A 23,375-nucleotide genomic window follows, 5' to 3' on the forward strand; every position below is an offset into this window, starting at 1 on the left:
AAGCTTCTTAATAAACAGTGATTTATTAAGCTAGACTTATTTAAGAGACATTCGAGGGCTTTGTCAATCATAATTACTGCCCGAGTGCTACCCCTTCTCTGCGGGGATCAGCGCCGCCAACATACCCTGCTTGGGTTATTTCGATAATATGCACACCACTATTTAAGTCACGTACTTGCACCTTATGCCCCATTTTTTCTAACAATAACTTTACAGCGCCAGCGTTATCGCTTTTTTCTAGGGTGGTTATTCCGTTTCTATTGGTAATATTTGCTAGATTAACGGCTGTTTGTGGGTCTAACTGCCAATCGAGTATGCCAATAATAGTTTGTGCTACATAATTAATAATGCGGCTACCGCCCGGTGAGCCAACCAATAATTTTAACGTGTTATCTTTGTTAAACACCATGGTCGGTGCCATAGAGCTTCTAGGTCGCTTATTGGCCGCGACACGGTTTGCCACCCACTGGCCATTCTGTTTAGGGGCTAATGAAAAATCAGTTAATTGGTTATTTAAAATGAAGCCTTCTACCATTAACGCTGAGCCGAAGCCATTTTCTATGCTGCTGGTCATTGATACAGCATTTCCTTGTGTATCAACAATACTAAAATGCGTGGTTGATGGCCGCTCGATTGCCGTATCATCTACCAACGCGAGTGCGCCACTAGGCACACCAGGCAAGGCTTTGCCCATATCTTTATTAGGGTTAATTAAGGCAGAGCGCTTGGCTAAGTAATCTTGCGCAAGCAAGCCTGGAACAGGTACATTAACAAAGTCACTGTCTGCGATATAACGGTTTCTATCGGCAAAAGCGAGCCGAGAGCTTTGGGTAAATAGGTGAGCAGCAATCACGCTGTCGGGTTGGTATTGCGCTAATTTAAATCTTTCTAATTGCGCTAGTATTTGAATAACGGCTATGCCGCCTGAGCTAGGGGGTGCCATACCACAAATAGTATAGTCATGGTAATTGCCGCAAACTGGTGCGCGCTCTTTTGCTTGGTAGCCAGCCATGTCCTTCATTGACAATAACCCAGGGGCAATAGCCGAGTTTTGTACTTTCTCTACTATTTTTTTACCGATCCAACCTTGGTAAAAAACATCAACCCCTTCTTTAGCAATGCTTTTAAAGACCTTGGCCAATTTTTTATTAACCAGTATGTCCCCTGTTTTTACTGATTTTCCGCCAGGGAAAAAATATTGATTAATGTCTGGTAATGTATGCAAACCGGGGTTAAAATTCATACTGAGCAGTTTTTCTAAACGGGGAGAAACGACAAATCCTTTTTCAGCCAGGGTGATCGCTGGGGTAAATAAGCTTGCCCAAGGTAGTTTGCCATACTTATCGTGTGCCTTTTTTAAAGCAGCCAATACCCCAGGTACTCCTACTGAGCGGCCGCCAACAACGGCATCGGCCCACTTGAGTGGTTTACCTTGTGAGTCTAGAAAAAGGTCACTGCTCGCTGCCGATGGCGCGGTTTCTCGCCCGTCAAAACTTGTCATGCTTTTGTTATGATTATCCCAATGCAGCATAAATGCACCGCCGCCAATGCCGGAAGATTGTGGCTCAACAAGGGTTAACATTAATTGTACTGCAATGGCAGCATCCACAGCACTGCCACCTTGCTCTAACATAGTCACACCTGCTTTGCTGGCATAAGGGTTAGCAGCTACTACCATAAATTTATTGGCATGAACGGCTTTTTTAGTAACAAAACCTGTTGCGCCCTCAGGCTCTCTGATTTCTCTTTTTGCTTTTATTGGGTCTGGTGTTATTGCAAAAATGTTATTACTGATGATAAGCAAACTTGCAGTAGATAAGGTAAATAATTTTTTGATAGACATTTAAGGCACGCTTTTGGTTTATATGAAAACAGTTTCAATAGTTACTATTTGAGTATTGAATAATTACGGTCTAAAAGATAACTGAAATTGATTAAATAGGGAAAACTGATTTAGCATCGGTTGGTAACGACCGCTATTGAATGTTTGATGCTCTAGTGCTGCTATATCAGCAACGGGGTATTCTAACGCCCCTGCCCCCTGCTTTTCTATTGTTAATTCTCCTTCTAACAAGGCTAATGCATAGCAAGTAGCCTCTAAACTCGATAAGGCATTTTTTTTGGCTACTTTACGAATTAAATATTGCCCGCTATTAGCAAGTATTTCAGGTAAGCACACCTGGGTTAATGCCTGTAAGTTTTTTGATAACATCAACATGCGATAAGCTTTTTTCCACGTACCATCGAGAATAATTAATAATAGTGGCTTTTGTTTTATGATGTTTATTTCTATACTAGGCGCGTTAGTTTCACCTGGGTTATTAGGTAAACAAAGTACTTTTGCATCGTCACCTGGGTAAAGTAATAGGGGGTGATGTGTCGCTAGCATGTGGTTAAGCGCGGTATGTTTTGAAAAGTCTTCGCCAATAAATACCTGACAAGCGGTTAGTGAACGTTGCAACAAAGCAACAGTTCCTTTACTTTGCTTAACTTCTTTGGGGTGTTGTAACACTAACACGGGGGTTTTATTGTGAGTGTGAGTGATAAAAGCGCAAATACAAGCGTTACTTGGCCGTTGGCACTGCCCGCATAAATTTCTAGCCATAGCTACCATAAAAGAAAAGTGTTCAATAATCTTAAAATTAATATGATGACATTGTATACTCCTGTGTTAATTAGTTCAGCCTAAAGCAACAATATAAATGAAATTAAGCTCTTTCCCCCTTACTAAACAACACTCATTAAGCGTTTTAATCATTTTATTGCTGTCAGTATTTGCTTTTATAGCGGAGTATTTTTTGGCTGAAAGCTTTAGCCAACTTTTTGTCTATCAAAGAGAAAAAATAGTTCTCGGTGAAATATGGCGCTTATTTACCGGGCACTTTTTACATACCAACGGCTTTCATTTAGTACTTAATGTGGCCGCGCTTATTTTATTATGGGCATTGCATGGCCACTTTTACACGATTAAAAACTATTGTGCTCTCTTTTTCTTTTGCGCCATTAGTACTAGCGTGGGGATTTTTTATTTTGACCCGTCACTAACGCAATATGTCGGTTTATCTGGCGTGCTACATGGCATATTTGTTTTTGGTGCAATAAGGGATATTAACGCTAAAGATAAAACAGGTTATTTACTTTTTATTGGCGTTTGGCTAAAAATAGCCCACGAACAACGCTATGGTGCCAGTGCTGAGGTAAGTAATTTAATCGCGGCCAATGTCGCCATAGATGCCCATTTATGGGGAGCGTTGGGCGGTTTATTGTTTACGATGCTTTATTGTATTGTTGGTTGGCGGTTAAGGTCTGCCACTGAGAATACCTAAAAACTAGCACATTAACCTTTGTAATAAGCTACCAGCAACCGTCCATGGTTGCTTTTTTTATAAATCGAAGCGCGAATAAATATCCGCTAACTCAATTTACAACTACAAGGTGTTTTCAAACAACTTATAAATACGGCGGTACTCATTTAACCATGAACTTGGTTGGACAAAACCATGTGGCTCAACTGGGTAAATAGCCGTTTCAAAGTCTTGTTTTTCTAGCTCAATTAAACGCTGTACTAAACGCACGGTATCTTCAAAGAACACGTTGTCGTCTACCATGGGTGCATTAATTAATAAGGGTTTTTCTAGTCCTTGCGCAAAATATATCGGTGAACTGCGTTCATACGCAATAGGATCATCTGCAGGGGTATTTAATATGTTAGACGTATAGCCGTGATTGTAATATGCCCAATCTGACACTAAACGGATCGCTGAGCCTGACTCAAACAAGGTTGGGTCAGTAAACATCGACATTAACGTTAAAAATCCACCGTAAGAGCCACCATAGGTACCAACACGTTTAGGGTCAACATTGGCATGTTCAACCATCCACTCAACGCCGTCACGCATGTCTTCAACTTCAACTTTGCCCATGTGGCGATAAATACTGGTGCGCCAGTCACGGCCATACCCTGCTGATGCACGATAGTCCATATCAATAACCACGTACCCTTGTTGCACTAACAAAGAATGGAACATAAACTCACGAAAGTACCCAGACCAACCTAAGTGCGAGTTTTGCAAATACCCTGCGCCATGGGTGAACATCACCGCTCGATTTTTTTCTCCGTTAGTATCGTAGTTTTCAGGTAAATAAACTCGTGAATAAATCGGCTCGCTTTGGTTGCTAGAAGGGACAGCAACAATATTTGGCGCGACCCACGGCAAGGCTTTAAACTGCTCAGATACTGTGTGTGTTACTTGCTTAGCAGGTTTTTTTTCCTTAAGCGATTGCACATAAAGCTCTGGTGGCATCGTTAAGCTAGAATGCTCAATGAGTAGTTTTGACTCATCAGGGCTGAGCGCATATTCATTTTTTCCGCCAAGATCTGTTAATGCTGTTAGCTGTTTTGCCAAATCAACTTGATATATTTCATAGATCCCTGGATGCTTTTGATTGCTTTTAAAAATAAAGCGCTGCTGATCTTGTGTTAAGGTCACATCGCTTACTTCAAATTTTCCTGACGTGAGTTGCACCGTTTTACTGTTATTTATGTTTTTATGGTAAAGATGCGAATAACCAGTTTCTTCAGACAAATAATACAGCGCGTTATGGCCTAACCAACCAAATTCATTAAAGCGCCAATTGATCCATGCGTCATCATGCAGCTTATGTTGGTTTACTAAGGCTTCATTGTCAAAATCAATGGTGGTTAACCAACGTGTTTTGTTGTCCCAAGCTTCTAGCATGATAGCTACTTGGCTACCGTCTTTATTCCATTTTACTGGGTTTGACATTTGTAATAGGTGAATATTTCGTGCTTTGCGCTTGCTTTTATACTGCTTACCTTTGCGCGCGTAATTTTCTTTCTTTACCGCCGCAAGCACATCGGTATCAAAACTGGGGAGTGTTTTATAACTTAAGGCTACTTTTTTACTTGTTTTCAAATCTATAAAAAATAATTCTTCTTTATATTGACGATTGTTAGCCACACGTGCCCGCACTTTCTCAGCCGCAATAGTACCGTCTTGGGTAACATAATTGGGCATAATATCAGTGTCATCACGGCTGGGTGTCGCGGCTGTAATACTGACAAACAATTTATCACCTGCGGGCGATAAGCTTGCATAGCTCACTTTGTTGCCTTCACCAAAGTAATATGTTGTGTTTGTAATCGTTTTGTTTTGCTTTGCTAACTTTTCTTTTTGTTGTTCTTTTAACTCATCGTTACGTTGCTCTAATGCTATGTAGCTGATCAGCTTATGCTGCTCTTTAGCGAGGTAACTTGTTGGCGTTTTAATGCCGCTTGGCTGGTCTGCCATTTGTAAATTAGCCAATTCAACTACTTGGCCACTCGCTAAGTTGTGAGCATAAAAAACATTATTAACGCGATAAGCTATGCTGTTATTTGTTAAAAATAATGGGTCACGTTCGTGGGCTGAAGTATGCGTGATTTGCTTTACCGTGTTGCTTTTAAGGTCTTTAACAAAAACATTGCCTTTATACGTATAGATTTCAAGGTTGTTGGCGTTATTACGTTTTGCATTACGATCCGCAGCGCGATGCAATTGTGACAAACTAACTTGCTGCGCTTGTGTATTGCTCGCTAAGTTTTGCACCCATAAGTCTCGTAATGGGTTACCTAACTGCTTTTGCTGATAATAAATTGTATTACTGTCATCACCCCAATACCAAGACTCTGGTGCGCGACCAATCCAGTCAGGGTCGGCCATTATCTGTTCTAAGGTAATGGTTAGATTAGCATTAGCTAATGTTTTTGTGCTCGCATTAGGTGATAAAACAGTACTTGACGGCTTGACTGAAGCAGCGCTCGCTTGTGTTGTATCATTTGTGCTAACACAAGCAACTAAAGAAACACTTAGCACGGCTGCTATTAAGGTTAATTTCATAAATATATCTCTTAATTGGAGAAGAATACAGGGCATTAATGGTTATACATTGTATTTTAAGCGAGTAGTTATACTCACCAAATTAATATTATTCAATATGGTGCTGGTAATAGTGTAGGTGAGTTTTTACTAAAAGTGTAAGGGAATGCCGCCAGTTGTAGAATTTTCACGTTAAGCGTCTTTATGTTAAGATACGCCATCATTAAAGTTCACCTTTGCGCGTATATTATCAATGCCTAAGTTAAACAATAAACCATGCTACTGCGGTTCAGGGAAAAGTTTTGCTCATTGCTGCCAAAGCTTTATTGAACCGGATAATGCGATATCGCCAATATTCCCTAGCACACCTGAACAATTAATGCGCTCACGTTTTAGCGCCTATGCTGTTGGTAATAGCCAGTATGTATATGACACTTACGCAAATAAAAGCCAAGGCGAACAGTCAGTTAAAGAAATTAAGGAGTGGGCTGATTCTTGCTCATGGATTGCCCTTCACATTCATTCACATAACAATACCGATTTAACCAAGGGTGATATAACTCAGCCGGAGCTAACGGAGCAATTTGTGAAGTTTTCAGCTTTTTATGTAACCGACAACACCTTGTATGAGCTAAAGGAAAATTCGCGTTTTATTGTTGAGCCTGCATTGTTAACCAGCCTTCAAAGTAACAATGATACAACAATACAGCCACTACAATGGCGCTACCTTGACGGCGATATTATGGAGCACCGCGCCCTTGCAACAATAAAGCAAAAAGATATATGCCCATGTAACCAGTATACTTTTACTTGGTCTACTAAAAAAGGTAAAAAATTTAAACACTGTTGCGGTGCATAAAATGACCATGCATAAAGGCGAGTAATACTGTTAGCCACTCCCTGATTTTCCACGTTAATTTAGAGGTGCCAAGGCAGTATACAGTTAACTGTATATTAGGCGGCAACAGACACTAAGCTAGACTCAACAAGCGATTTTTGTACTGCTTTCAACCAGCCGTCAACATTCATGTTCAACGGTTTGTTAATAACGTCATCCTCATTACCTTGTGCGTGCTTTATTTGGCATATTACTTGGGTATTAGTTAAAATATTATGCGCGATATGCTTTTTATCATCGCGAAAAGCAATAGGGTTAGGTGTCATGGCGTTGGCTAAATGAAGTGCTGCTAAGTTGTTGTCTGCCACTAGCTGCCCTTGGTTATAGCGACTAACTTGTGCAATGTTTTTTAACGCTAATGGCGCTTCTTCTGGTAGGTCAAAATGCTTTCTTAACGTTTGATTATTAACGTGCGCAAGATCTGTTGAGGTACCATCAATAGGCGACGTTTTAGGAAGGATAAACTGGCTTTGCTCTCTAACGTCGTCACACAGCATTGCTAACATTAACGAAAAATCTGAGCGTCTTGCTTGATGCACACATTCATTTAACTGCTCGCCTAACTGCAATTCATGCAACAAAGGGGTAGCTGTTACTGAGTTATTGTTAACTGTGTCATCTTTTACATTTACCGCCACTGGATTATTCTCTTAGTTAGTTTTTTACGGTGCTATAAACCGTATCGACCTAAGAAGTTAAAACTTTAGCGATAATTTGCGTCTTTTTAATAAAATTAAATATAGTGATAAAAAATTGATAAATAATGCCCTAACAATGCAATTATTAATCGTTTAAAAGGCAATAAAGAGGTTTTTGCAAAGGCTTTCTGTTAGCATTATCAACAAATTTTTTTTGAGTCTGCTTTATGAAAATTATCTCTTTTAACATTAACGGCCTGCGCGCGCGTCTGCATCAATTACAAGCTATTATTGATAAACACCAACCTGACATTATCGGTTTACAAGAAATTAAAGTGCACGATGAAGTATTCCCACTAGAGGCCGTTGAGGCCATGGGTTACCACGTATACTTTCACGGACAAAAAGCCCATTATGGTGTGGCGATGCTTTGTAAAAAAGCACCAACTAAAGTACAAAAAGGTTTTCCTACTGACGATGACGAAGCACAACGCCGCATGATTATGGTTGAAACAACCAATAATAAGGGCGAAAAAATTACCGTATTAAATGGCTATTTTCCGCAAGGAGAAAACATTAACCATGCAACAAAATTCCCTTATAAACGAAAATTTTATCAAGATTTAATGACCTACCTTAATGAACATCACACAAAAGATGAACACATTATTGTAATGGGCGATATTAATATTTCACCGCAGGATTTAGACATTGGTATTGGTGAAGTTAATCGTAAACGTTGGTTAAAGTCAGGTAAGTGTTCATTTCAATTAGAAGAGCGTGAATGGTTAGCTACCTTGATGGATTGGGGTTTTGTTGATACTTTCCGTCACCTTCATCCAACACTTGGTGAAAAATACTCTTGGTTCGACTATCGCTCGCGTGGTTTTGATGACAATCGTGGTTTACGTATTGATGTTATTTTGGCAACAAAAAACTTAAGTGAGCAATGTATTGAGTCAGATATTGATTATGAATTACGCGGTATAGAAAAACCGTCTGATCATGCCCCTATTTGGTCTACCTTTAATCGCTAAGCAAATTAAGTTTTAATCGTCTTATTATGTACTTTAATCTTTAATTTTACTTTAATTATTAGCACTATTTACCGTGTTTTTGTTTAATTTATACCGTATTTAGTGCTACAGGTAAGTTATGTCTCAATTAGAAAGTAACCCGTTAGTAAGCTCGCTTGCAGCCAACTATTGTTGCCCCCTTTGTCAGCAAACATTAACGCTCGCTAACAAAACTTATCGTTGTAATAATAATCATAGTTTTGATCAAGCAAAACAAGGGTATGTTAATTTATTGCCGGTACAGTTTAAACATTCAAAAGCACCCGGTGATAATAAAGCGATGGTTAACGCCAGACGTGCTTTTCTTGATCAAGGCTTTTATCAACCCTTGGTTGACAAAATGCTAGCGCTTTACCAACAATATGCTGAACAAAACGCACCAGTGCTTGATGCAGGCTGCGGTGAAGGTTTTTATACCCACCAACATAAAACGAATTCAAATACCGTTTATGGTGTTGATATTGCAAAAGAAGCAATAAAAATAGCAGCCAAACGCTATAAAGCATGCCATTTTAGCGTTGGCACATTAGCAAATTTAAGTTTTAGTGAGAATGAGTTTGCTTGGCTTATTAGTGTTTATGCACCCATTTTAGAAGCGGAGTTTACTCGCATACTAAAAAATGGCGGTTATCTTTTAACAGTAACACCTGCAGAGCAGCACCTCTTTGAATTAAAAGCGTTAATTTACCAACAAGCAAATCAGCACGATACCAATAAATACCCGATTGAAAATTTAACCCTAATTGAAGAGCAAAGATTAACCTACCCGATGCACTTTACAAACAGCGATGATCTTTTAAATTTGCTCGCCATGACCCCTTTTGCGTTTAAAGCGTCTAAAGAAACCCTAGAGCAACTACAAAGCATGACCAACTTCACTTGCCAAGCAGATTTTGTTTTACGTTTGTATCAAAAACCAGGGAGTCAATAGCAACATAGAGATACGGCCAACAAAACCAGGGCCAAGTGGCTAATGCCGCACTAATATATACACGTGATTATATGCAAGTGATGAAGGAAGCTGCTCTCTTAAGACAAAAACTACTGTTATTGCGAGTTTCGCGCTGAAAAAGTAAGTTGTATAAGCTGAGCTAAATCAATATATCTTGGGTTAGCAATAGCTAACTCTTTAAGTTTATTGCTATTACCTTGCGCTCTCGCCTTATCTAAACCACTGCGATACCAAGAAGCTAGTGACGGCGGTAAAAACTTATCAGCTCTCACTCCAAGCATTACCAACGCTTGTACGGGAATTGACAGTAAAAACACGCCATAAACCAACCCTTGGGGTAATGCATTGATGGCATTAGTAATACTTCCTGCCCCCGAGAATAAGCCTGAAGCAAAATAAAGCTGCATAATAACAGTAAATAAAGCTAAGGCTGGAAAGTAACGACAAACAAAACGCGTACTTTGTACGGCACGATAGTCAGCAAAGTACTGCGATAGTTCAGCCTTTTCTGGCCAAAGTTCACTGTACCTTTGGCCTAGTTTTATAAGTTCTACTACAGATAAGTTCATCAGCAAATTATAGCACTTTTAAGTAATTTGGAGAAGTAAGTACAGGCACAAGCTTGTAATGTTTTGTTAAAAATATAAATTTTATTGATTTTTTGCCTTAAATCAACCTTTGTTGTCAACAATAAAGGTATACTCGTTCTACATTAATAATTTAGCAATAATCTATCTTTAACGTCATTATGAATAAGCCTACACCTGCACCAAATCTAGCCAGCTCCACTGCAATTTTAATCATTAATTGTGGTAGCTCTTCCGTTAAGTTTTCATTAATTGATCCTATCTCCGGTAGCAATATTTTATCCGGTTTAGCGGAGTGTTTATCAACACCACAAGCAAGTATTAAAATAAAGTATGACATCGATAACCAAAGTCAAACTGAAACCAGTACCTTATCTGCCCCTTTTGATCACCAGCAAGCGTTAAATACTTTGGTAACAAAGCTAAATTCATTAGACCTAGTTGAAACTATTAGCGCTATCGGTCATCGTGTTGTACATGGTGGTGAACATTATTCTCAGCCAACCTTAATTAATAATGAGGTGAAAGAAAGTATTGCCAAACTGGCAAAACTTGCTCCATTACATAACCCGGCTAATTTAATTGGCATTAATGCTTGTCAAAAAGCGTTTCCAGCGTTACACCAAATAGCGGTTTTTGATACCGCTTTTCATCAAACCATGCCTGCAAAGGCTTTTATCTACGGCTTGCCCTATGAGCTTTATAGTGAACATTGTATAAGGCGCTATGGTTTTCATGGTACAAGTCATTATTTTGTTGCTAATCAAGCGGCGAAACAACTGAATAAACCGTTAGCACAATGCAACTTGATCAGCGCCCATTTGGGCAATGGCTGTAGTGTTACCGTAATAAAAAATGGTGAAAGTGTTGATACCAGCATGGGCATGACTCCACTTGAGGGAGTAGTCATGGGCACTCGCAGTGGTGATATTGATGCGGGCATAGTTTTTCATCTTGTCGAGCAACAAGGCTATACACTAGAACAAGTTGATAACTTATTGAACAAAAAAAGTGGTTTGCTGGGCATATCTCAATTAAGTAATGACTGTCGTGCTTTGGAAACTGCCATGGCTGATAAGCATCATAAGCAATCTGCACAGGCCAAACTAGCATTAACAGTATTTTGTTACCGGATGGCTAAAAAAATCGCCTCGTATAGTGCGAGTTTACAGCAATTAGATGGGCTAATTTTTACCGGCGGTATTGGTGAAAATTCATCTTGGGTTAGACAACAAATTATTGCACAACTAAGCTTATTAAACTTTTATGTTTGTGAAGAAAAAAATCAAGCGACTCGCTTTGGGGCAAATGGCAATATTGCCACAGATTCTTCTAGAGCTTGTTTCGTTATCCCAACTAATGAAGAATTAGTGATTGCGCAGCAATCGGCTCAATTGCTCAACTAACCGTTGTTGGGCATTTTTATGAAGAACAATGGTGCGGCGAGTCAGATAACACCAAAAGAATTTAAGAGAATAAACAATGTCAAAAATTGATCAACCCGAAGTCATACCAGCAACAAAAACGCGCACTGCGCCAATACAATCTCATAGAATTATGCTGATTCCGGTTGGCTCTGGTGTGGGGCTAACCAGCGTTGCCCTTGGTTTGTTACATACCTGTGAACAAAAAGGGATTAAAGTTGGCCACTTTAAGCCGATTAGTCAACCATCAAGAAACTCATTAGCCAAAAAAGATCAAGCCATTGAGGCTATTAGTCTTTCACAAAATAGTCGTTGTATTTCTCTGAACCATTTTGAAGAGAAAATGGCCAACGGTGAGCACGATGTGGTTTTAGAAGAAATTGTGGCAAACTTCGATGACTTTAAAAAAGATCATGAAGTTGTAATTATTGAAGGCTTAGTCCCCACCACAAGACAACCTTACGCTGGACGTATTAACCGAGATGTTGCACGCGCGCTAAGTGCAAATATTGTCTTAGTGGCAGCACCAGGCAACGATTCCGCTAAAGCGTTTGAAGAAAGACTAGAAGTTAGCGCAGAAACCTACGGGGGCACAAAAAACCAACGTTTACTGGGTTGTATTATCAATAAACTAAATTCTCCAGACCAAGATGAATTTGGTTTATTACCTACAGAAGAAGCAATCAATGCCAATTTTGATATCACACCGTGGCAAGAGCTGTCGATATTTAACAACAAAAATTTTGATTTGTTAGGTGCTATTCCTTGGGAAATAGACTTGGTTGCCCCCCGTATTATGGATATTAGTAACTACTTAGAGGCCAAAGTTATCCACCAAGGTGAAATGGAGCATAGACGCTTTCGTAGTGTTGCTTTTTGCGCCCGAAGTGTTAGTAATTTGGTTAGTTATTTAGTACCAGGTCGATTAATTGTGACCCCAGGCGATCGCACTGACATTATTATCGCAACCTGTTTATCCGCGTTAAACGGCACGAAATTAGGTGCGTTGGTGTTAACCAATGGTTTTGAACCATCAAAGCAGGTATGGGAGTTATGCCAACAAGCATTAGACTCGGGTTTGCCCGTATTATCAGTACCATGGGACACCTGGCAGACGTCTCGCCATATTATGAATTTCAATCCGGAAATTCCACAAGATGACATTCAGCGCCAGGAAAAAGTAAAGCAGCATGTGGCTGATAATTTGTCCAAAGATTGGATAACCCAGCTTTCTGCGGAACTTGAAGCCAATTACCTACTTTCTCCACCAGCCTTTAGACATAAGTTAACTGAACTTGCCAGACAAGCAAATAAATTAATTGTATTACCTGAAGGTACTGATATTCGTACCATTAAAGCTGCAGCAATCTGTTGTGAGCGAAACATAGCACGCTGCCAATTAATAGGGAATAAAGAAGAAATATTACGCATTGCTGAACAGCAAGGTATTAATTTACCAGATAATTTATTAATAACAGACCCTGAAAATATTCGTGAAAATTATATAAGCCCACTAGTTGAATTACGCAAAAGCAAAGGCTTAACCGAAGTCATTGCTAAAGAAATGCTACAAGACAATGTCATGCTTGCCACCATGATGCTACAACTAGGTCAAGTTGACGGGTTAGTTTCTGGTGCTGTTAACACCACCGCCAATACTATCAGACCAGCTTTGCAATTAATCAAAACAGCCCCAGATAGCTCATTAGTCTCGTCTATCTTTTTCATGTTGTTACCAGAGCAAGTGTTAGTGTATGGTGATTGTGCAATTAACCCAGAGCCTAATGCTGAACAACTCGCTGACATTGCTATACAGTCTGCTGATTCTGCTGTTGCTTTTGGTATACCGGCACGTGTCGCTATGATCAGTTACAGCACAGGTAGCTCAGGGCATGGCGCAGATGTGGAAAAAGTAACCAAGGCAACTAAACTGGCACAACAAAAAAGGCCTGACTTAATCATAGACGGCCCATTACAGTACGATGCAGCCATCATGGAGAGTGTTGCTAAGAAAAAAGCACCTAACAGTCCGGTAGCGGGTAAAGCGACTGTCTTTATTTTTCCGGATCTTAACACCGGAAATACAACCTATAAAGCCGTACAGCGCTCTGCTGATTTAGTCAGTATTGGGCCAATGTTACAAGGTATGAATAAGCCAGTGAATGACTTATCACGAGGTGCTTTAGTTGACGATATTGTTTATACGATTGCATTAACAGCTATCCAAGCAACACAATAATACTAAGTGGACGCTTTAAAGCTAAAAAAAGCACACACGTCAAAAACCCATTAAACTACATTCAAATCAGTAGCTTAACTCAACGATGGGTGTTTGCGCACAGGGATATCCACAGGGATGCTAACAGCATTTGTGGATACTCCTGTACTACTGAGATTAAAGCGAGGAAAATAACAACGCTAAAAGTTGTGCTGCTAGCGCCAAGCATTTAACCGTCGAAAAGTTTTATAGTTGTCTAAAGTACTTGCGCTTATTAAATAATTCAAAATATAGCTTGTTGTTTATCACTGACCATTTATCATTAGTGCTTGTCAGCTGTAGCTCACAAGCACTAAACCCCAAATAAATAGACCAACACAAAAATATTATGACTAAAACAATAACCCTTTATGGCATTAATAACTGCGACACTGTTAAAAAATCATTAAAATGGCTTGCTGCCAATAATATTGAACATCAGTTTTATGATTTTAAAAAACAGCCAATAACCAAGGCGCTGTTAACACGCTTTGTACAGTTAAATGACTGGAGCACTTTACTTAATAAACGCAGTACCACCTACCGTAATTTAAGTGATGACATTAAAAACAATCTCACCGATGACATCGCTTTTGAACAAGTATTAGCACAACCAACCTTATTAAAGCGTCCTTTATTATTAATAGAAACATTAAATGCACCAAAGCCACAACTACATTTAGGTTTTAAAGCTGAGCTTTACCAAGAGATTTTCAATAACTGTTAAGTAACATACTTACGAGCCAATAGCGCACATTAACTTGAACAATTGAAGGCGGTTTATGTCAGAAAAAATTCATAACACCCTAAAGCAAGACATCAAAAATGTATTATCGGCACAAGTATTAGGCTTAACTGATGATCACATAGCGTTTTTAAAGCCCAAGCCAGCTAATGCAACACCAGTCGCCCATGCAAAGCAAGTGGGTATTCATCACATGATGCTAAGTGATTATAACGCGCTAGTAAAAAGTGCGGCGGCGGCGGGTATTAATATTAAAATTGCTAGCGGCTTTCGTTCATTTGAACGACAACTACTTATTTGGAATAACAAATTTTTAGGCCGCACTGCCATTAAAGATATAGAGGGTAAAATTGTCAATATTAATCAGCTGTCTGAACAAGAGCTAATTGAGGCAATTTTATTATTCTCTGCGCTGCCAGGTGCCAGCCGACACCACTGGGGCTGTGATATTGACATTTATGCACCAAATTTATTAGGGAATAGCCCGCTACAATTAGAGCCATGGGAATATGCCGCTGCGGGCCCTATGGCAGAGCTCTCTTCTTGGTTAACAGCACATGCGAGTGAACACGGTTTTTATTTTCCTTATAACCGTTTTCGCGGTGGTATTGCTGCAGAGCCTTGGCATTTGTCTTACGCCCCGGTCGCGAAACAATACCAATGCCACTTGAGCGTAGCCTTACTACAAGCACAATTATTGACAGTAGACATTGCCGGCAAAGATACTATTCTTAAACATTTACCCGACATATTTAAACGTTATATTACTAACATAAACCTACCCCTTTAGTCGTATTTATGCCGCCTAAAGTAAAGAGCAAAAACACAAAGAGGATGAACAATGGAAACTTGGCTAGCGCTATTAATTATAGGGGTAACCATTGCCCTACTTATTGGTAACCTTACTACATTTTATAAAAGCAGCCAGCATAAAATGCGGGCGCAAGGGTTAAATGATCGCAAAGAAACTTTGCCTCGTACACAGCAGTCTGAGCATAAAATGCCCACTTTTGAGCAACACAAATCAAAGCGGTAATGACACTAAAGAAAAGCCTTTAGCGCACAAGTGCTAAAGGCTTTATTAAAATGATTTATCAAGTATTACTAACGCTTGAACTCACCATTAGCTTTTTTGTTTGGCCATAAGAAGGCTGCCAAGGCCGGTAGAACAATAACCGCTGCTAACATGTTTACTAAGAACATGAAGGTTAAAAGTATCCCCATATCTACTTGGAACTTTAAAGCAGAAAAGAACCAAGTTGAAACACCAATGGCAAGGGTAATACCAGTAATTAACACCGCACTACCACGCTCTTTCAAGGCGGCAAGATACGCGTTTTGCACATTCACGCCATTTTTCAATTCGTTGTTCATGGTAGATAAAATATAAATACCGTAATCAACACCAATACCCACACCTAATGCGATTACCGGCAATGTTGAGACGGTTAAGCCAATATCAAGAACTGCCATCAACCATTGCGCTAAGGTTGAAACAATATAGAGTGGCAATACAACCACTATGGTTGCTCTTACACTTCTAAAACTTAATAAACATAAAATAATCACTGCACCGTATACGTATATCATCATCGGTAATTGCGCTTTTGCTACCGCTTCGTTTGTCGCTGCCATGACACCGACAGGACCAGAGGCTAGTTTAAATTGTAATTGCTCATTGCCCAATTCTTTAGCTGCACGTTTTACTTCCTCGACAACGCGCTCAATTGTGTCAGCTTTGTGGTCTTGTAAAAATAAAATTACCGGCATTACACTACAGTCACTGTTGAGTAAACCACTTGACGATGGCACGCGGGCAATAGATTGCACTAAAGTTTGCTGATTACGAGGAATAACACGCCATTTGGGGTTACCTTCATTATATCCCGCATTAACCACTTTTGAGATAGAAGCCAAGCTCACGGCAGATTGGACACCTGGAACGTTTTCCATGCGCCATTGGAATCTATCTATGGTATTCATTGCCTCATAACCAGTACAAGCATTAGCCGTCGTTTCGATTATCACCGACATGTAATCAACACTAATAGCATAGCGGTCAGTAATTAAAAACGTATCTTGATTATAACGAGACGACTCATGTAGGGCTGGTGCGCCTGCATGTAGCTCACCTATTTTAAGATTTTGTGAATTAAAAAGCCCTGCCCCGTAAAGCAGTACCGTAAAAATTAAAATAAAAAACGCAACTTTTTTCGTAGCGAAACTGGCCATAAAACGCCAAATAAAGCTATTTTCACTAATGTTACCCGCATGATTTTTTCTATCTTTTGGGGTTACCTTTAAATAAGACACTAAAAGAGGTAACAAAATTAAATTAGTAAGAATGATCATAGCAACACCTAGTGACGCTGTGATGGCTAATTCTCTAATGACCCCAATATCAATAGACAGTAAGGTCATAAAACCAATAGTGTCTGACAGTAACGCAATAGCACCTGGAATAAGTAAAGCCCTAAAGCTTGCTTGCGCTGCAGCTTGGCTAGACAAGCCTAAACTCACCTGTTTAACCACTGAGTTAATCATTTGCACGCCATGGCTAACCCCAATAGCAAACACTAAAAATGGTACTAAAATTGACATAGGGTCTAGGCCAAAGCCTAAGGTAGACAACATGCCCATTTGCCAAATAACGGCCACTAAAGAGCAAACAATAGGTAATAAGGTTAGGCTAACTGAGTGACAGAATAGAAATACCATTACTGCTGTAATTGCTATGGCAATTAGAAAGAAACCAACCACACCTTTAGCGCCATCTGCAACATCACCCACCATTTTAGCAAAGCCGATAATATGTACCGTGATATTATCTTTTTCAAAGGGTTGGCGAACTTCTTCTTCAAGTTGAGTAGCTATTGTTAACGTATCCAGTTTTTCCCCTGTATCAGGGTTAAAATCAAGTAATGACGCTTTCACCATTGCGCAACTATAGTCATCAGCCACAATACTGCCAACAATACCTGCTTTTTCAATATTACCTTTAACTACCGCTAAACCACGCTCGTCTGGTTGAAAATCAGCCGGTATAACAGGGCCGCCAGCAAAGCCATCTTCAACAACTTCAACAAAGCGCGTACTTGGAGAATATAAAGACTTTACTTGGATGCGATCAACACCTGGAATAAAAAATAGCTGATCATGAACGCCTTTTAATGCTTGAAAAAAATTGGCGTTGAAAATGTCACCATCACTGTTACAAACTGAAATTAAAATATTATTAGCGCCACCAAAGTTTTCTTGATGCTTTAAATACGTTTTCATATAACTATGATTTAACGGAATATTTTTAGTGAACGAAGCACCTAGCTTTATCTGTGACGCTTGAAACAACAGAAATATGCTGACCAAAACAAACATCAACAAGACAACTAACTTGTGACGAAACAGTGTGGTTTCTATGTGTTGTGCGAAAGAAGTTTTCATAATATTTTACAACCCAAATTCTTTTAACTATTAATTATTATTATGGTTTAGGCTTATAAAGATATAACCTTTACACCAACACCCGAAACAGCAACTAATTGCCCGTTAAACCAAACACCTGCAATCAATGCTTTGCCGTCTTTTTGCGGTCTTAAACGGTAGCTTTTTCCGTTATCAACGCTTTCAAGTAAAGTACCGTTATTGCCTAGTAAAAAAATACGTTTATCTTCACTTAACACAATATCGTTAATTAGTGCGGTAACATTTGTTTGACCTTGTTGCCATGAAGCACCTTTATCTTCACTGTTAAAAACATGGCCGCGTAAACCTACCACTAATAAATTAGCTTGTGGAGTGCTTGCGATATCAAAAAAAGATCCTTGGTATATTTCATCAAAAGGCTGCCAAGTTAGCCCAAAATCATTACTTTGAGCAATTAAACCCACTTCACCCACCATATATAAGGTGTTGCCATCGAGTACTAGACGGTTAAAGTGCGGTAAAATAAAAGCAGCTTCGTCGGCATAAGCCGCTTCATCTTCTGCTCTCAATTCAGCTAGATATTGTGCGTCGTCAGGTAAAAGGAATTCACTATGAAATTCGTCTTGCCACGTTTTACCGCCATCGGCTGTTCTAAAAACAAGACCATATGCGCCAATCGCAATCCCGTCTGTTGAGTTTTTAAACACTATATCGAGTAAAGGTTTTTCTAATGCTGGTTTGTATTGTTGTACTTGCCAGGTTAAACCACCGTCAGCTGTATTTAAAATAACAGCGTCGTGACCAACAGCCCAACCGAGTTTGTCATTAATAAAAAAGACACTGGTTAACGTTGTTTGTACTGGCACTTTTGCTTGTTGCCAATTCACGGTGTCACTCGACAATAAAATATGCCCATGCTCGCCAACCGCAACTAATTTATTAGGTCCTATTGTAGTAATATCTAATAATAATGACTTGCTCGCTAAACGAGCTTCAACAGAAGAACTGGTGCTTATTACCTGAGTACTTTTCATCGATGGTTCACCCGCAAAAACTATGGGGGTTAATGAAAATAACAGTAATATAGTAGTAAGAGGTGAGGAAATATAGCGCATCGTTGAAATTCTCGAAAAGTAAGTACACAAAAATTAAAAAACAGTATAAAAAGCAAATAATGACAAAAATTGTCAATAACAATTAAAGAGCATCAGGGAAACATAAATATCAAAGTGTAGAACAAAAACGGCTGACATCTGCCAGCCGTTTGTTAAGTAAATAAGATTATTACCTTCTACCTTCTCGCCTTAATGCTGCTGGTGTAAAGTTTTTATCTTCAAGCTCAACAGAAAAGTCATACATTTTTGCTTCGTTGTCTAACCCCATCGCAATATAGCGTCTTGACTGAAAATCATGGTAAACCTCAAGTGTCGACCACTGTGTTGGTACTTCATAATAGTTTAAACCATGAGCAACAGCTACGCGATATAACTCATCTCGGTTATCATAAATATCAGAAACAGCAACTTGCCAGCTATCTTCGTCAATATAGAAAACACGTTTTTTATAAGTATGACGGGTGTTGTCCTTTAAGTTAGCTTCAACTACCCAAACTCGGTGTTTTTCATAACGTACTAAGTCAGGGTTAATATGGCCGGCATGAAGAATTTCATCATATTTAACCTTATCGCTGTGTAAACGGTAATCATTATAAGGAATCAGTAGTTCTTGCTTGCCTTTTAATGTCCAGTTATAGCGATTAGGTGCTCCGTTATACATGTCAAAATCATCGGTAAGCCTTAAACCATCTGAGGCGCTACCGGGTGCATCATAGGCTACATTGGGCGCACGTCTTACTCGGCGTTGTCCTGTATTGTATGTCCATGCTTGACGTGGCGTTTTTATTTGATCCATGGTTTCATGCACTAGTAAAGCGGTACCTGCCAAACGTGCAGGCTCTGTTACTTTTTGCTTAAATTTAAATAAAATATTGGTTTGTTCAAGCTCAGCAGGTGTTACCCCTTTAACGCCATATGGTAATAATAACTCCTCATCAAAACCAACAAATGTGTAGCTGCCTGATGCTGTTGGCGCTGCTTGTCCACCTTGTCGCACTAGCGCTTCACCACGATATCGAACAATGTGGTTCCAAATAGCTTCTAAGCCGTTTTCAGGTATTGGAAACGGAATACCCACCGCGGTATTTTTTATACCATTACCGCCTTCAACCAAGGTTGCTTTTGTTGCGTTGGTTTTTACTGCTTTATAAACGTGCTCAGGAAACGAAGCACTTCTGCGGGTTTGGTAAACATTGATTTTGAATGTTTCAGGGTAAGTCTCAAAAAGTTTAATTTGCCCGGGCGTTAATAAATTTTTGTACTCAGCCAAATTGCTGGCTGTAATAGTATATTGCACTTTATCATTAGGGTAAGGGTCGATGTGATGATCACCCACGTTATATCCTGCCGGCGCTTTCGTAATACCGCCTGTCCAAGCAGGGATTGAACCGTCTTTATTTGCTGCTTGCACAGCACCCATTGGGGTGAGTTCATTACCTAACTTTTCAGCATCTTTTGCTGAAATTTTGGCGAAGGCACTACCAGACGTCAGTGCAACTGATATGGCTAATAAGAGCGCTTTTTTCTTAACAGAAAAAGGATTTAAGGTCGTTTTCTTCAACGTTTGCTTGTTTATCATTGTCACTTCTCCTAAATTGAATAACTAATACTAAGCGACACATAATCGCGATCTTCCATTTGGTTAGTCGTACCAACCCCGCCGAAGAAGCTGTTATAGTTTATATCTGCTTTCCAAGTGCTTTGGTAATCGAAGCTCAAACCTAAAGCAACCGACTTTCTATCTTCAATAAACAAAAATAATGGATCAGGTGTTATTCCATCAACGTCATGTGAAAACACAACACGTGGACTTAAATTAACACCGGCAAAAACGTTGGTGTATTCAAGTTTACCTACCACCTTATAACCCCAAGCAAATGCCGTTGGGAATGGATTTGTTTCTACGCCATCTTGTAAGCCTAGCTCTAAACCAGGCGCTGCAGCGACACCGCCATTTCTGGCCGTGCCTGGGCCATTTAAGCGCAATACACTTTCATCTGGCATATCATTGATGTTTATACCACCTATTTCAACTAAGCCAACAAGCTGACTTGCGCCTAGGGTCGGACCAAATAAGTGAGTCATGGTCATTTGCGCTTGCACTGTATCTGATAAGATAAAGCCATTGGCAACCTCTGAAGGCCCAAAAGGTTGGCCTGTTTGAGGGTTATTTAATTGGGACACATTATTTAAGTCGTCTCTTAACCCTGCGTTATATAATTGCTGCGGCATGGCAGCAAATAGCAACTCTACATCATCAATTTGTAGTGGTTCATCTTGACGATAGCTTACCTCACCTGCAACCGCAGTTGTGCCTAAGGTAGTATTAAAACTCATGGCATACATTTTAATATCTTCAGGGTACGCGAGCTTCACTTGGGAGAAAGTGCTAAGGCTGTAAAGATTATCTTCTGTGATAGTATTACCTGCGAGATAAGCAAGATCTTGCCCAATAGATTCTGCGCCAAAGTTTGCTGTTTGCCCCGAGAATAATGGACGGCGACTATGGTAGTTGACGTAATAAAAACTTAATTCAGTGTCATTGAGTTCAGGTAAATATAAAGATAAACGTAAACCGTATTGGCCACCGTCTTCTGGTTGCCATTCAGCAGATTCGCCTGGAGAACGTAGAGTTACTTTCGTTGGGTACGCTAAATAGGCTTGCGCTGCGGATGCGCTATCCATAGCCCCTGTTTTTAACAAGTCGCCGATTTGGTTTAAGCCCGCCATTAACGTATATACATCTATGTCTGGGTTGCCAGAGAAGCCTAATTGAACATTATTATGGTTACCACCGTCACCGGCAAAGTCGTTGGTGGAAAAATAGCTGCCTGGTGGTGGTAAAATGGTTTTTTCCCAATTGTATTGGTAAAAGGCTTCAATATTAATGTTTTCAGTTATACCTAAAGAGCCCCACACCGCACCAAAGGGAATAAAAGCTTCTTTAAGTTCAGCGCCTGGCGCTCGAAGTCTGGCGATATCAACTGGGTTTATTTCGCTAATGCCATGACCTATCAGAGTGCTTTCACCCCAACTAATCACTTGTTGGCCAACACGTACTGAAAATGGCATATTGCCAATGTCAAAGTTACCGTAAGCATAAGCGTCAAGTAAGCGAATATCAGTACAAACTTGTTTTTTTGCTTCACTGTCATTACAAGGGTCATTGGCTTGCCCGCTAATAGGGTTATTCCAATCTCTATCACTGTCCATCATAGCAAAGTCGTAGTAATACATACCACGCACAAAAACGCCCATACCATCATAATGAACGTCTAATTCGTGTGTACCTTTAAGAATTTGTGAGAAAGCTTCGCCTGCATCAAAGTTTAAATTACCGCTATCACCGTTAGAAGAATAGCCCCCTTGGCCTTGCCAAAGCGTTTCTTTGGTTGGATTGGCATTAAATACGGCATTGTAGTTACTAAAATCAAAGCCATTATTGGGGTTATTGACTTTAGCAACATTGTCATTCCAGTTGCGGTTTTCAGTCCGCCAACTTGAACCAGCACTAAATGTCGAGTCAAAACTGACATCAACATCACCAAAGCTCCACCTTGCTGCTTGCGCATTATTAAGTGTTGCACCTAGTAATGTCATTGAAAGTGCTGCGGCAATACCAACGGCAATAGGTTTTTTATAAAACCTGCGAGGGTTATTGTTCATATTCTATCTCTCCCCTGAAGCGAATCAAATAATTTTAATGTAATCTTTTTATTAAAGATTGAAAGAGTACAGTTTTGATAAAATTAAAGTTGTTAATTATTATTTTATGTATAGACCACAAATGTAAAAGTTAAAACTCAATTTGACAGTTATTCAATAATTGCATCATTTTCATTAGGTAGCAAGTGTAAAAACAAACGTTAAACCGCTGTATTTTAATGATTTGCCATTCATTATAGTACAATAACTGTCAGGCGTTTCAAACGTGCGTTTAAAAAATAAAAAACTCAGAAAAATATATTTGAACTAAGTTAATGAAATACCGCTTGTTTATAAAAGAAATCAGCAGCAAACAAGCACTTTAATGGTCAGACCACCGTTTAAAGCTATTACTCTAGTTCTGTTGAAATTATTTTTCTTTATTTTAATTTTTTCAATGATAAAAACTTATTATTTTGTGTTTCTAAACAAAAGTGGCCATAAATACCCCCTGATGTAATGTATTTACGTAAGTGCATTGCTGGAAATTTAACCGTAGTACCTAAGTTAGTCGTGACAACAATAGACTGAATTTCACCACGGTAATAAGGGAGGAACTCTGTTTTTGTAATATTTAATGAAAAATAATATTTCATGCGACTTTCATTCTTTCATAAGTAGGCCGGGTATTGATTCAGCGTACACCGGCCAGGTTTAATATTAATAGATTTAGGTT

Annotated in this window: 19 protein-coding genes; 9 read left to right on the forward strand and 10 right to left on the reverse strand. The window is 39.4% G+C overall.

Features of this window, described 5'->3' with window-relative positions; translation table 11 throughout:
• Window positions 1-73 precede the first annotated feature (73 nt).
• Both ggt and AC0UA9_RS01280 read right to left on the reverse strand, forming a co-directional pair.
• Window positions 74-1,843, reverse strand: coding sequence for a gamma-glutamyltransferase (gene ggt / locus AC0UA9_RS01275; protein ID WP_475655892.1), 1,770 nt, complete (start codon window positions 1,841-1,843; stop codon window positions 74-76).
• Between the two features lie 63 nt (window positions 1,844-1,906).
• Window positions 1,907-2,605, reverse strand: coding sequence for a tRNA-uridine aminocarboxypropyltransferase (locus AC0UA9_RS01280; protein ID WP_475655896.1), 699 nt, complete (start codon window positions 2,603-2,605; stop codon window positions 1,907-1,909).
• A gap of 97 nt (window positions 2,606-2,702) precedes the next feature.
• Here AC0UA9_RS01280 and rrtA point away from each other — a divergent pair, with 97 nt between their 5' ends.
• Complete coding sequence (gene rrtA, locus AC0UA9_RS01285; RefSeq protein ID WP_475655900.1) at window positions 2,703-3,326, forward strand: rhombosortase; 624 nt, start codon at window positions 2,703-2,705, stop codon at window positions 3,324-3,326.
• A gap of 102 nt (window positions 3,327-3,428) precedes the next feature.
• Here rrtA and AC0UA9_RS01290 read toward each other — a convergent pair whose 3' ends face one another.
• Window positions 3,429-5,900, reverse strand: coding sequence for a S9 family peptidase (locus AC0UA9_RS01290; RefSeq protein WP_475655904.1), 2,472 nt, complete (start codon window positions 5,898-5,900; stop codon window positions 3,429-3,431).
• Between the two features lie 232 nt (window positions 5,901-6,132).
• Here AC0UA9_RS01290 and AC0UA9_RS01295 point away from each other — a divergent pair, with 232 nt between their 5' ends.
• Complete coding sequence (locus AC0UA9_RS01295) at window positions 6,133-6,738, forward strand: YchJ family protein (protein WP_475655906.1); 606 nt, start codon at window positions 6,133-6,135, stop codon at window positions 6,736-6,738.
• Window positions 6,739-6,833: 95 nt separating this feature from the next.
• On the opposite strand, the gene AC0UA9_RS01300 is transcribed toward AC0UA9_RS01295, so the two are convergent.
• Entirely contained in the window at window positions 6,834-7,415 is a 582-nt protein-coding gene (locus AC0UA9_RS01300; RefSeq protein WP_475655908.1) for a VC2046/SO_2500 family protein, read from the reverse strand.
• A 227-nt stretch (window positions 7,416-7,642) separates the two neighbouring features.
• Here AC0UA9_RS01300 and xthA point away from each other — a divergent pair, with 227 nt between their 5' ends.
• On the forward strand, window positions 7,643-8,452 hold the full coding sequence (gene xthA, locus AC0UA9_RS01305) for an exodeoxyribonuclease III (RefSeq protein WP_475655910.1): 810 nt from the start codon (window positions 7,643-7,645) through the stop codon (window positions 8,450-8,452).
• 118 nt (window positions 8,453-8,570) lie between these two features.
• The gene (gene rlmA / locus AC0UA9_RS01310) at window positions 8,571-9,422 is read left to right on the forward strand and encodes a 23S rRNA (guanine(745)-N(1))-methyltransferase (protein ID WP_475655912.1); all 852 of its coding nucleotides are present in this window, start codon (window positions 8,571-8,573) and stop codon (window positions 9,420-9,422) included.
• A gap of 116 nt (window positions 9,423-9,538) precedes the next feature.
• On the opposite strand, the gene yfbV is transcribed toward rlmA, so the two are convergent.
• A complete protein-coding gene (gene yfbV / locus AC0UA9_RS01315; protein ID WP_475655914.1) occupies window positions 9,539-10,012 on the reverse strand; it encodes a terminus macrodomain insulation protein YfbV in 474 nt (157 codons plus the stop codon).
• A 179-nt stretch (window positions 10,013-10,191) separates the two neighbouring features.
• Here yfbV and AC0UA9_RS01320 point away from each other — a divergent pair, with 179 nt between their 5' ends.
• The 5 genes from AC0UA9_RS01320 (at window position 10,192) to AC0UA9_RS01340 (ending at window position 15,492) form a co-directional block, all read left to right on the forward strand.
• The gene (locus tag AC0UA9_RS01320; protein ID WP_475655916.1) at window positions 10,192-11,436 is read left to right on the forward strand and encodes an acetate/propionate family kinase; all 1,245 of its coding nucleotides are present in this window, start codon (window positions 10,192-10,194) and stop codon (window positions 11,434-11,436) included.
• Between the two features lie 151 nt (window positions 11,437-11,587).
• On the forward strand, window positions 11,588-13,693 hold the full coding sequence (gene pta, locus AC0UA9_RS01325; RefSeq protein WP_475656174.1) for a phosphate acetyltransferase: 2,106 nt from the start codon (window positions 11,588-11,590) through the stop codon (window positions 13,691-13,693).
• A gap of 367 nt (window positions 13,694-14,060) precedes the next feature.
• Window positions 14,061-14,438: a Spx/MgsR family RNA polymerase-binding regulatory protein gene (locus AC0UA9_RS01330; protein ID WP_475655918.1), complete on the forward strand. Its 378-nt coding sequence runs from the start codon at window positions 14,061-14,063 to the stop codon at window positions 14,436-14,438.
• A gap of 55 nt (window positions 14,439-14,493) precedes the next feature.
• Window positions 14,494-15,246, forward strand: a complete 753-nt coding sequence (locus tag AC0UA9_RS01335) for a M15 family metallopeptidase (protein ID WP_475655920.1) — start codon at window positions 14,494-14,496, stop codon at window positions 15,244-15,246.
• A gap of 51 nt (window positions 15,247-15,297) precedes the next feature.
• A complete protein-coding gene (locus AC0UA9_RS01340; protein ID WP_475655923.1) occupies window positions 15,298-15,492 on the forward strand; it encodes a hypothetical protein in 195 nt (64 codons plus the stop codon).
• 68 nt (window positions 15,493-15,560) lie between these two features.
• Here the strand turns inward: AC0UA9_RS01340 and AC0UA9_RS01345 are convergent, their stop codons facing one another.
• From AC0UA9_RS01345 to AC0UA9_RS01365, 5 genes are all read right to left on the reverse strand, one after another.
• Window positions 15,561-17,897: an efflux RND transporter permease subunit gene (locus AC0UA9_RS01345; RefSeq protein ID WP_475655925.1), complete on the reverse strand. Its 2,337-nt coding sequence runs from the start codon at window positions 17,895-17,897 to the stop codon at window positions 15,561-15,563.
• 53 nt (window positions 17,898-17,950) lie between these two features.
• Window positions 17,951-18,913, reverse strand: a complete 963-nt coding sequence (locus AC0UA9_RS01350; protein ID WP_475655927.1) for a WD40/YVTN/BNR-like repeat-containing protein — start codon at window positions 18,911-18,913, stop codon at window positions 17,951-17,953.
• 250 nt (window positions 18,914-19,163) lie between these two features.
• Complete coding sequence (locus AC0UA9_RS01355) at window positions 19,164-20,573, reverse strand: DUF1329 domain-containing protein (RefSeq protein ID WP_475655930.1); 1,410 nt, start codon at window positions 20,571-20,573, stop codon at window positions 19,164-19,166.
• An 11-nt stretch (window positions 20,574-20,584) separates the two neighbouring features.
• The gene (locus tag AC0UA9_RS01360) at window positions 20,585-22,660 is read right to left on the reverse strand and encodes a DUF1302 domain-containing protein (protein WP_475655932.1); all 2,076 of its coding nucleotides are present in this window, start codon (window positions 22,658-22,660) and stop codon (window positions 20,585-20,587) included.
• Window positions 22,661-23,079: 419 nt separating this feature from the next.
• A complete protein-coding gene (locus AC0UA9_RS01365) occupies window positions 23,080-23,295 on the reverse strand; it encodes a DUF2835 domain-containing protein (protein WP_475655934.1) in 216 nt (71 codons plus the stop codon).
• Between the last annotated feature and the right edge of the window lie 80 nt (window positions 23,296-23,375).

The sequence above is a fragment of the Colwellia sp. F1 genome, assembly GCF_056238625.1.

Excerpts from the sequence above, each read along its gene's own strand:
- ggt (WP_475655892.1), bottom strand. The coding sequence starts at position 1,843 with ATGTCTATCAAAAAATTATTTACCTTATCTACTGCAAGTTTGCTTATC.
- AC0UA9_RS01280 (WP_475655896.1), bottom strand. The coding sequence starts at position 2,605 with ATGGCTAGAAATTTATGCGGGCAGTGCCAACGGCCAAGTAACGCTTGT.
- rrtA (WP_475655900.1), top strand. The coding sequence starts at position 2,703 with ATGAAATTAAGCTCTTTCCCCCTTACTAAACAACACTCATTAAGCGTT.
- AC0UA9_RS01290 (WP_475655904.1), bottom strand. The coding sequence starts at position 5,900 with ATGAAATTAACCTTAATAGCAGCCGTGCTAAGTGTTTCTTTAGTTGCT.
- AC0UA9_RS01295 (WP_475655906.1), top strand. The coding sequence starts at position 6,133 with ATGCCTAAGTTAAACAATAAACCATGCTACTGCGGTTCAGGGAAAAGT.
- xthA (WP_475655910.1), top strand. The coding sequence starts at position 7,643 with ATGAAAATTATCTCTTTTAACATTAACGGCCTGCGCGCGCGTCTGCAT.
- rlmA (WP_475655912.1), top strand. The coding sequence starts at position 8,571 with ATGTCTCAATTAGAAAGTAACCCGTTAGTAAGCTCGCTTGCAGCCAAC.
- yfbV (WP_475655914.1), bottom strand. The coding sequence starts at position 10,012 with ATGAACTTATCTGTAGTAGAACTTATAAAACTAGGCCAAAGGTACAGT.
- AC0UA9_RS01320 (WP_475655916.1), top strand. The coding sequence starts at position 10,192 with ATGAATAAGCCTACACCTGCACCAAATCTAGCCAGCTCCACTGCAATT.
- pta (WP_475656174.1), top strand. The coding sequence starts at position 11,588 with ATGCTGATTCCGGTTGGCTCTGGTGTGGGGCTAACCAGCGTTGCCCTT.
- AC0UA9_RS01330 (WP_475655918.1), top strand. The coding sequence starts at position 14,061 with ATGACTAAAACAATAACCCTTTATGGCATTAATAACTGCGACACTGTT.
- AC0UA9_RS01335 (WP_475655920.1), top strand. The coding sequence starts at position 14,494 with ATGTCAGAAAAAATTCATAACACCCTAAAGCAAGACATCAAAAATGTA.
- AC0UA9_RS01340 (WP_475655923.1), top strand. The coding sequence starts at position 15,298 with ATGGAAACTTGGCTAGCGCTATTAATTATAGGGGTAACCATTGCCCTA.
- AC0UA9_RS01345 (WP_475655925.1), bottom strand. The coding sequence starts at position 17,897 with ATGAAAACTTCTTTCGCACAACACATAGAAACCACACTGTTTCGTCAC.
- AC0UA9_RS01350 (WP_475655927.1), bottom strand. The coding sequence starts at position 18,913 with ATGAAAAGTACTCAGGTAATAAGCACCAGTTCTTCTGTTGAAGCTCGT.
- AC0UA9_RS01355 (WP_475655930.1), bottom strand. The coding sequence starts at position 20,573 with ATGATAAACAAGCAAACGTTGAAGAAAACGACCTTAAATCCTTTTTCT.
- AC0UA9_RS01360 (WP_475655932.1), bottom strand. The coding sequence starts at position 22,660 with ATGAACAATAACCCTCGCAGGTTTTATAAAAAACCTATTGCCGTTGGT.
- AC0UA9_RS01365 (WP_475655934.1), bottom strand. The coding sequence starts at position 23,295 with ATGAAATATTATTTTTCATTAAATATTACAAAAACAGAGTTCCTCCCT.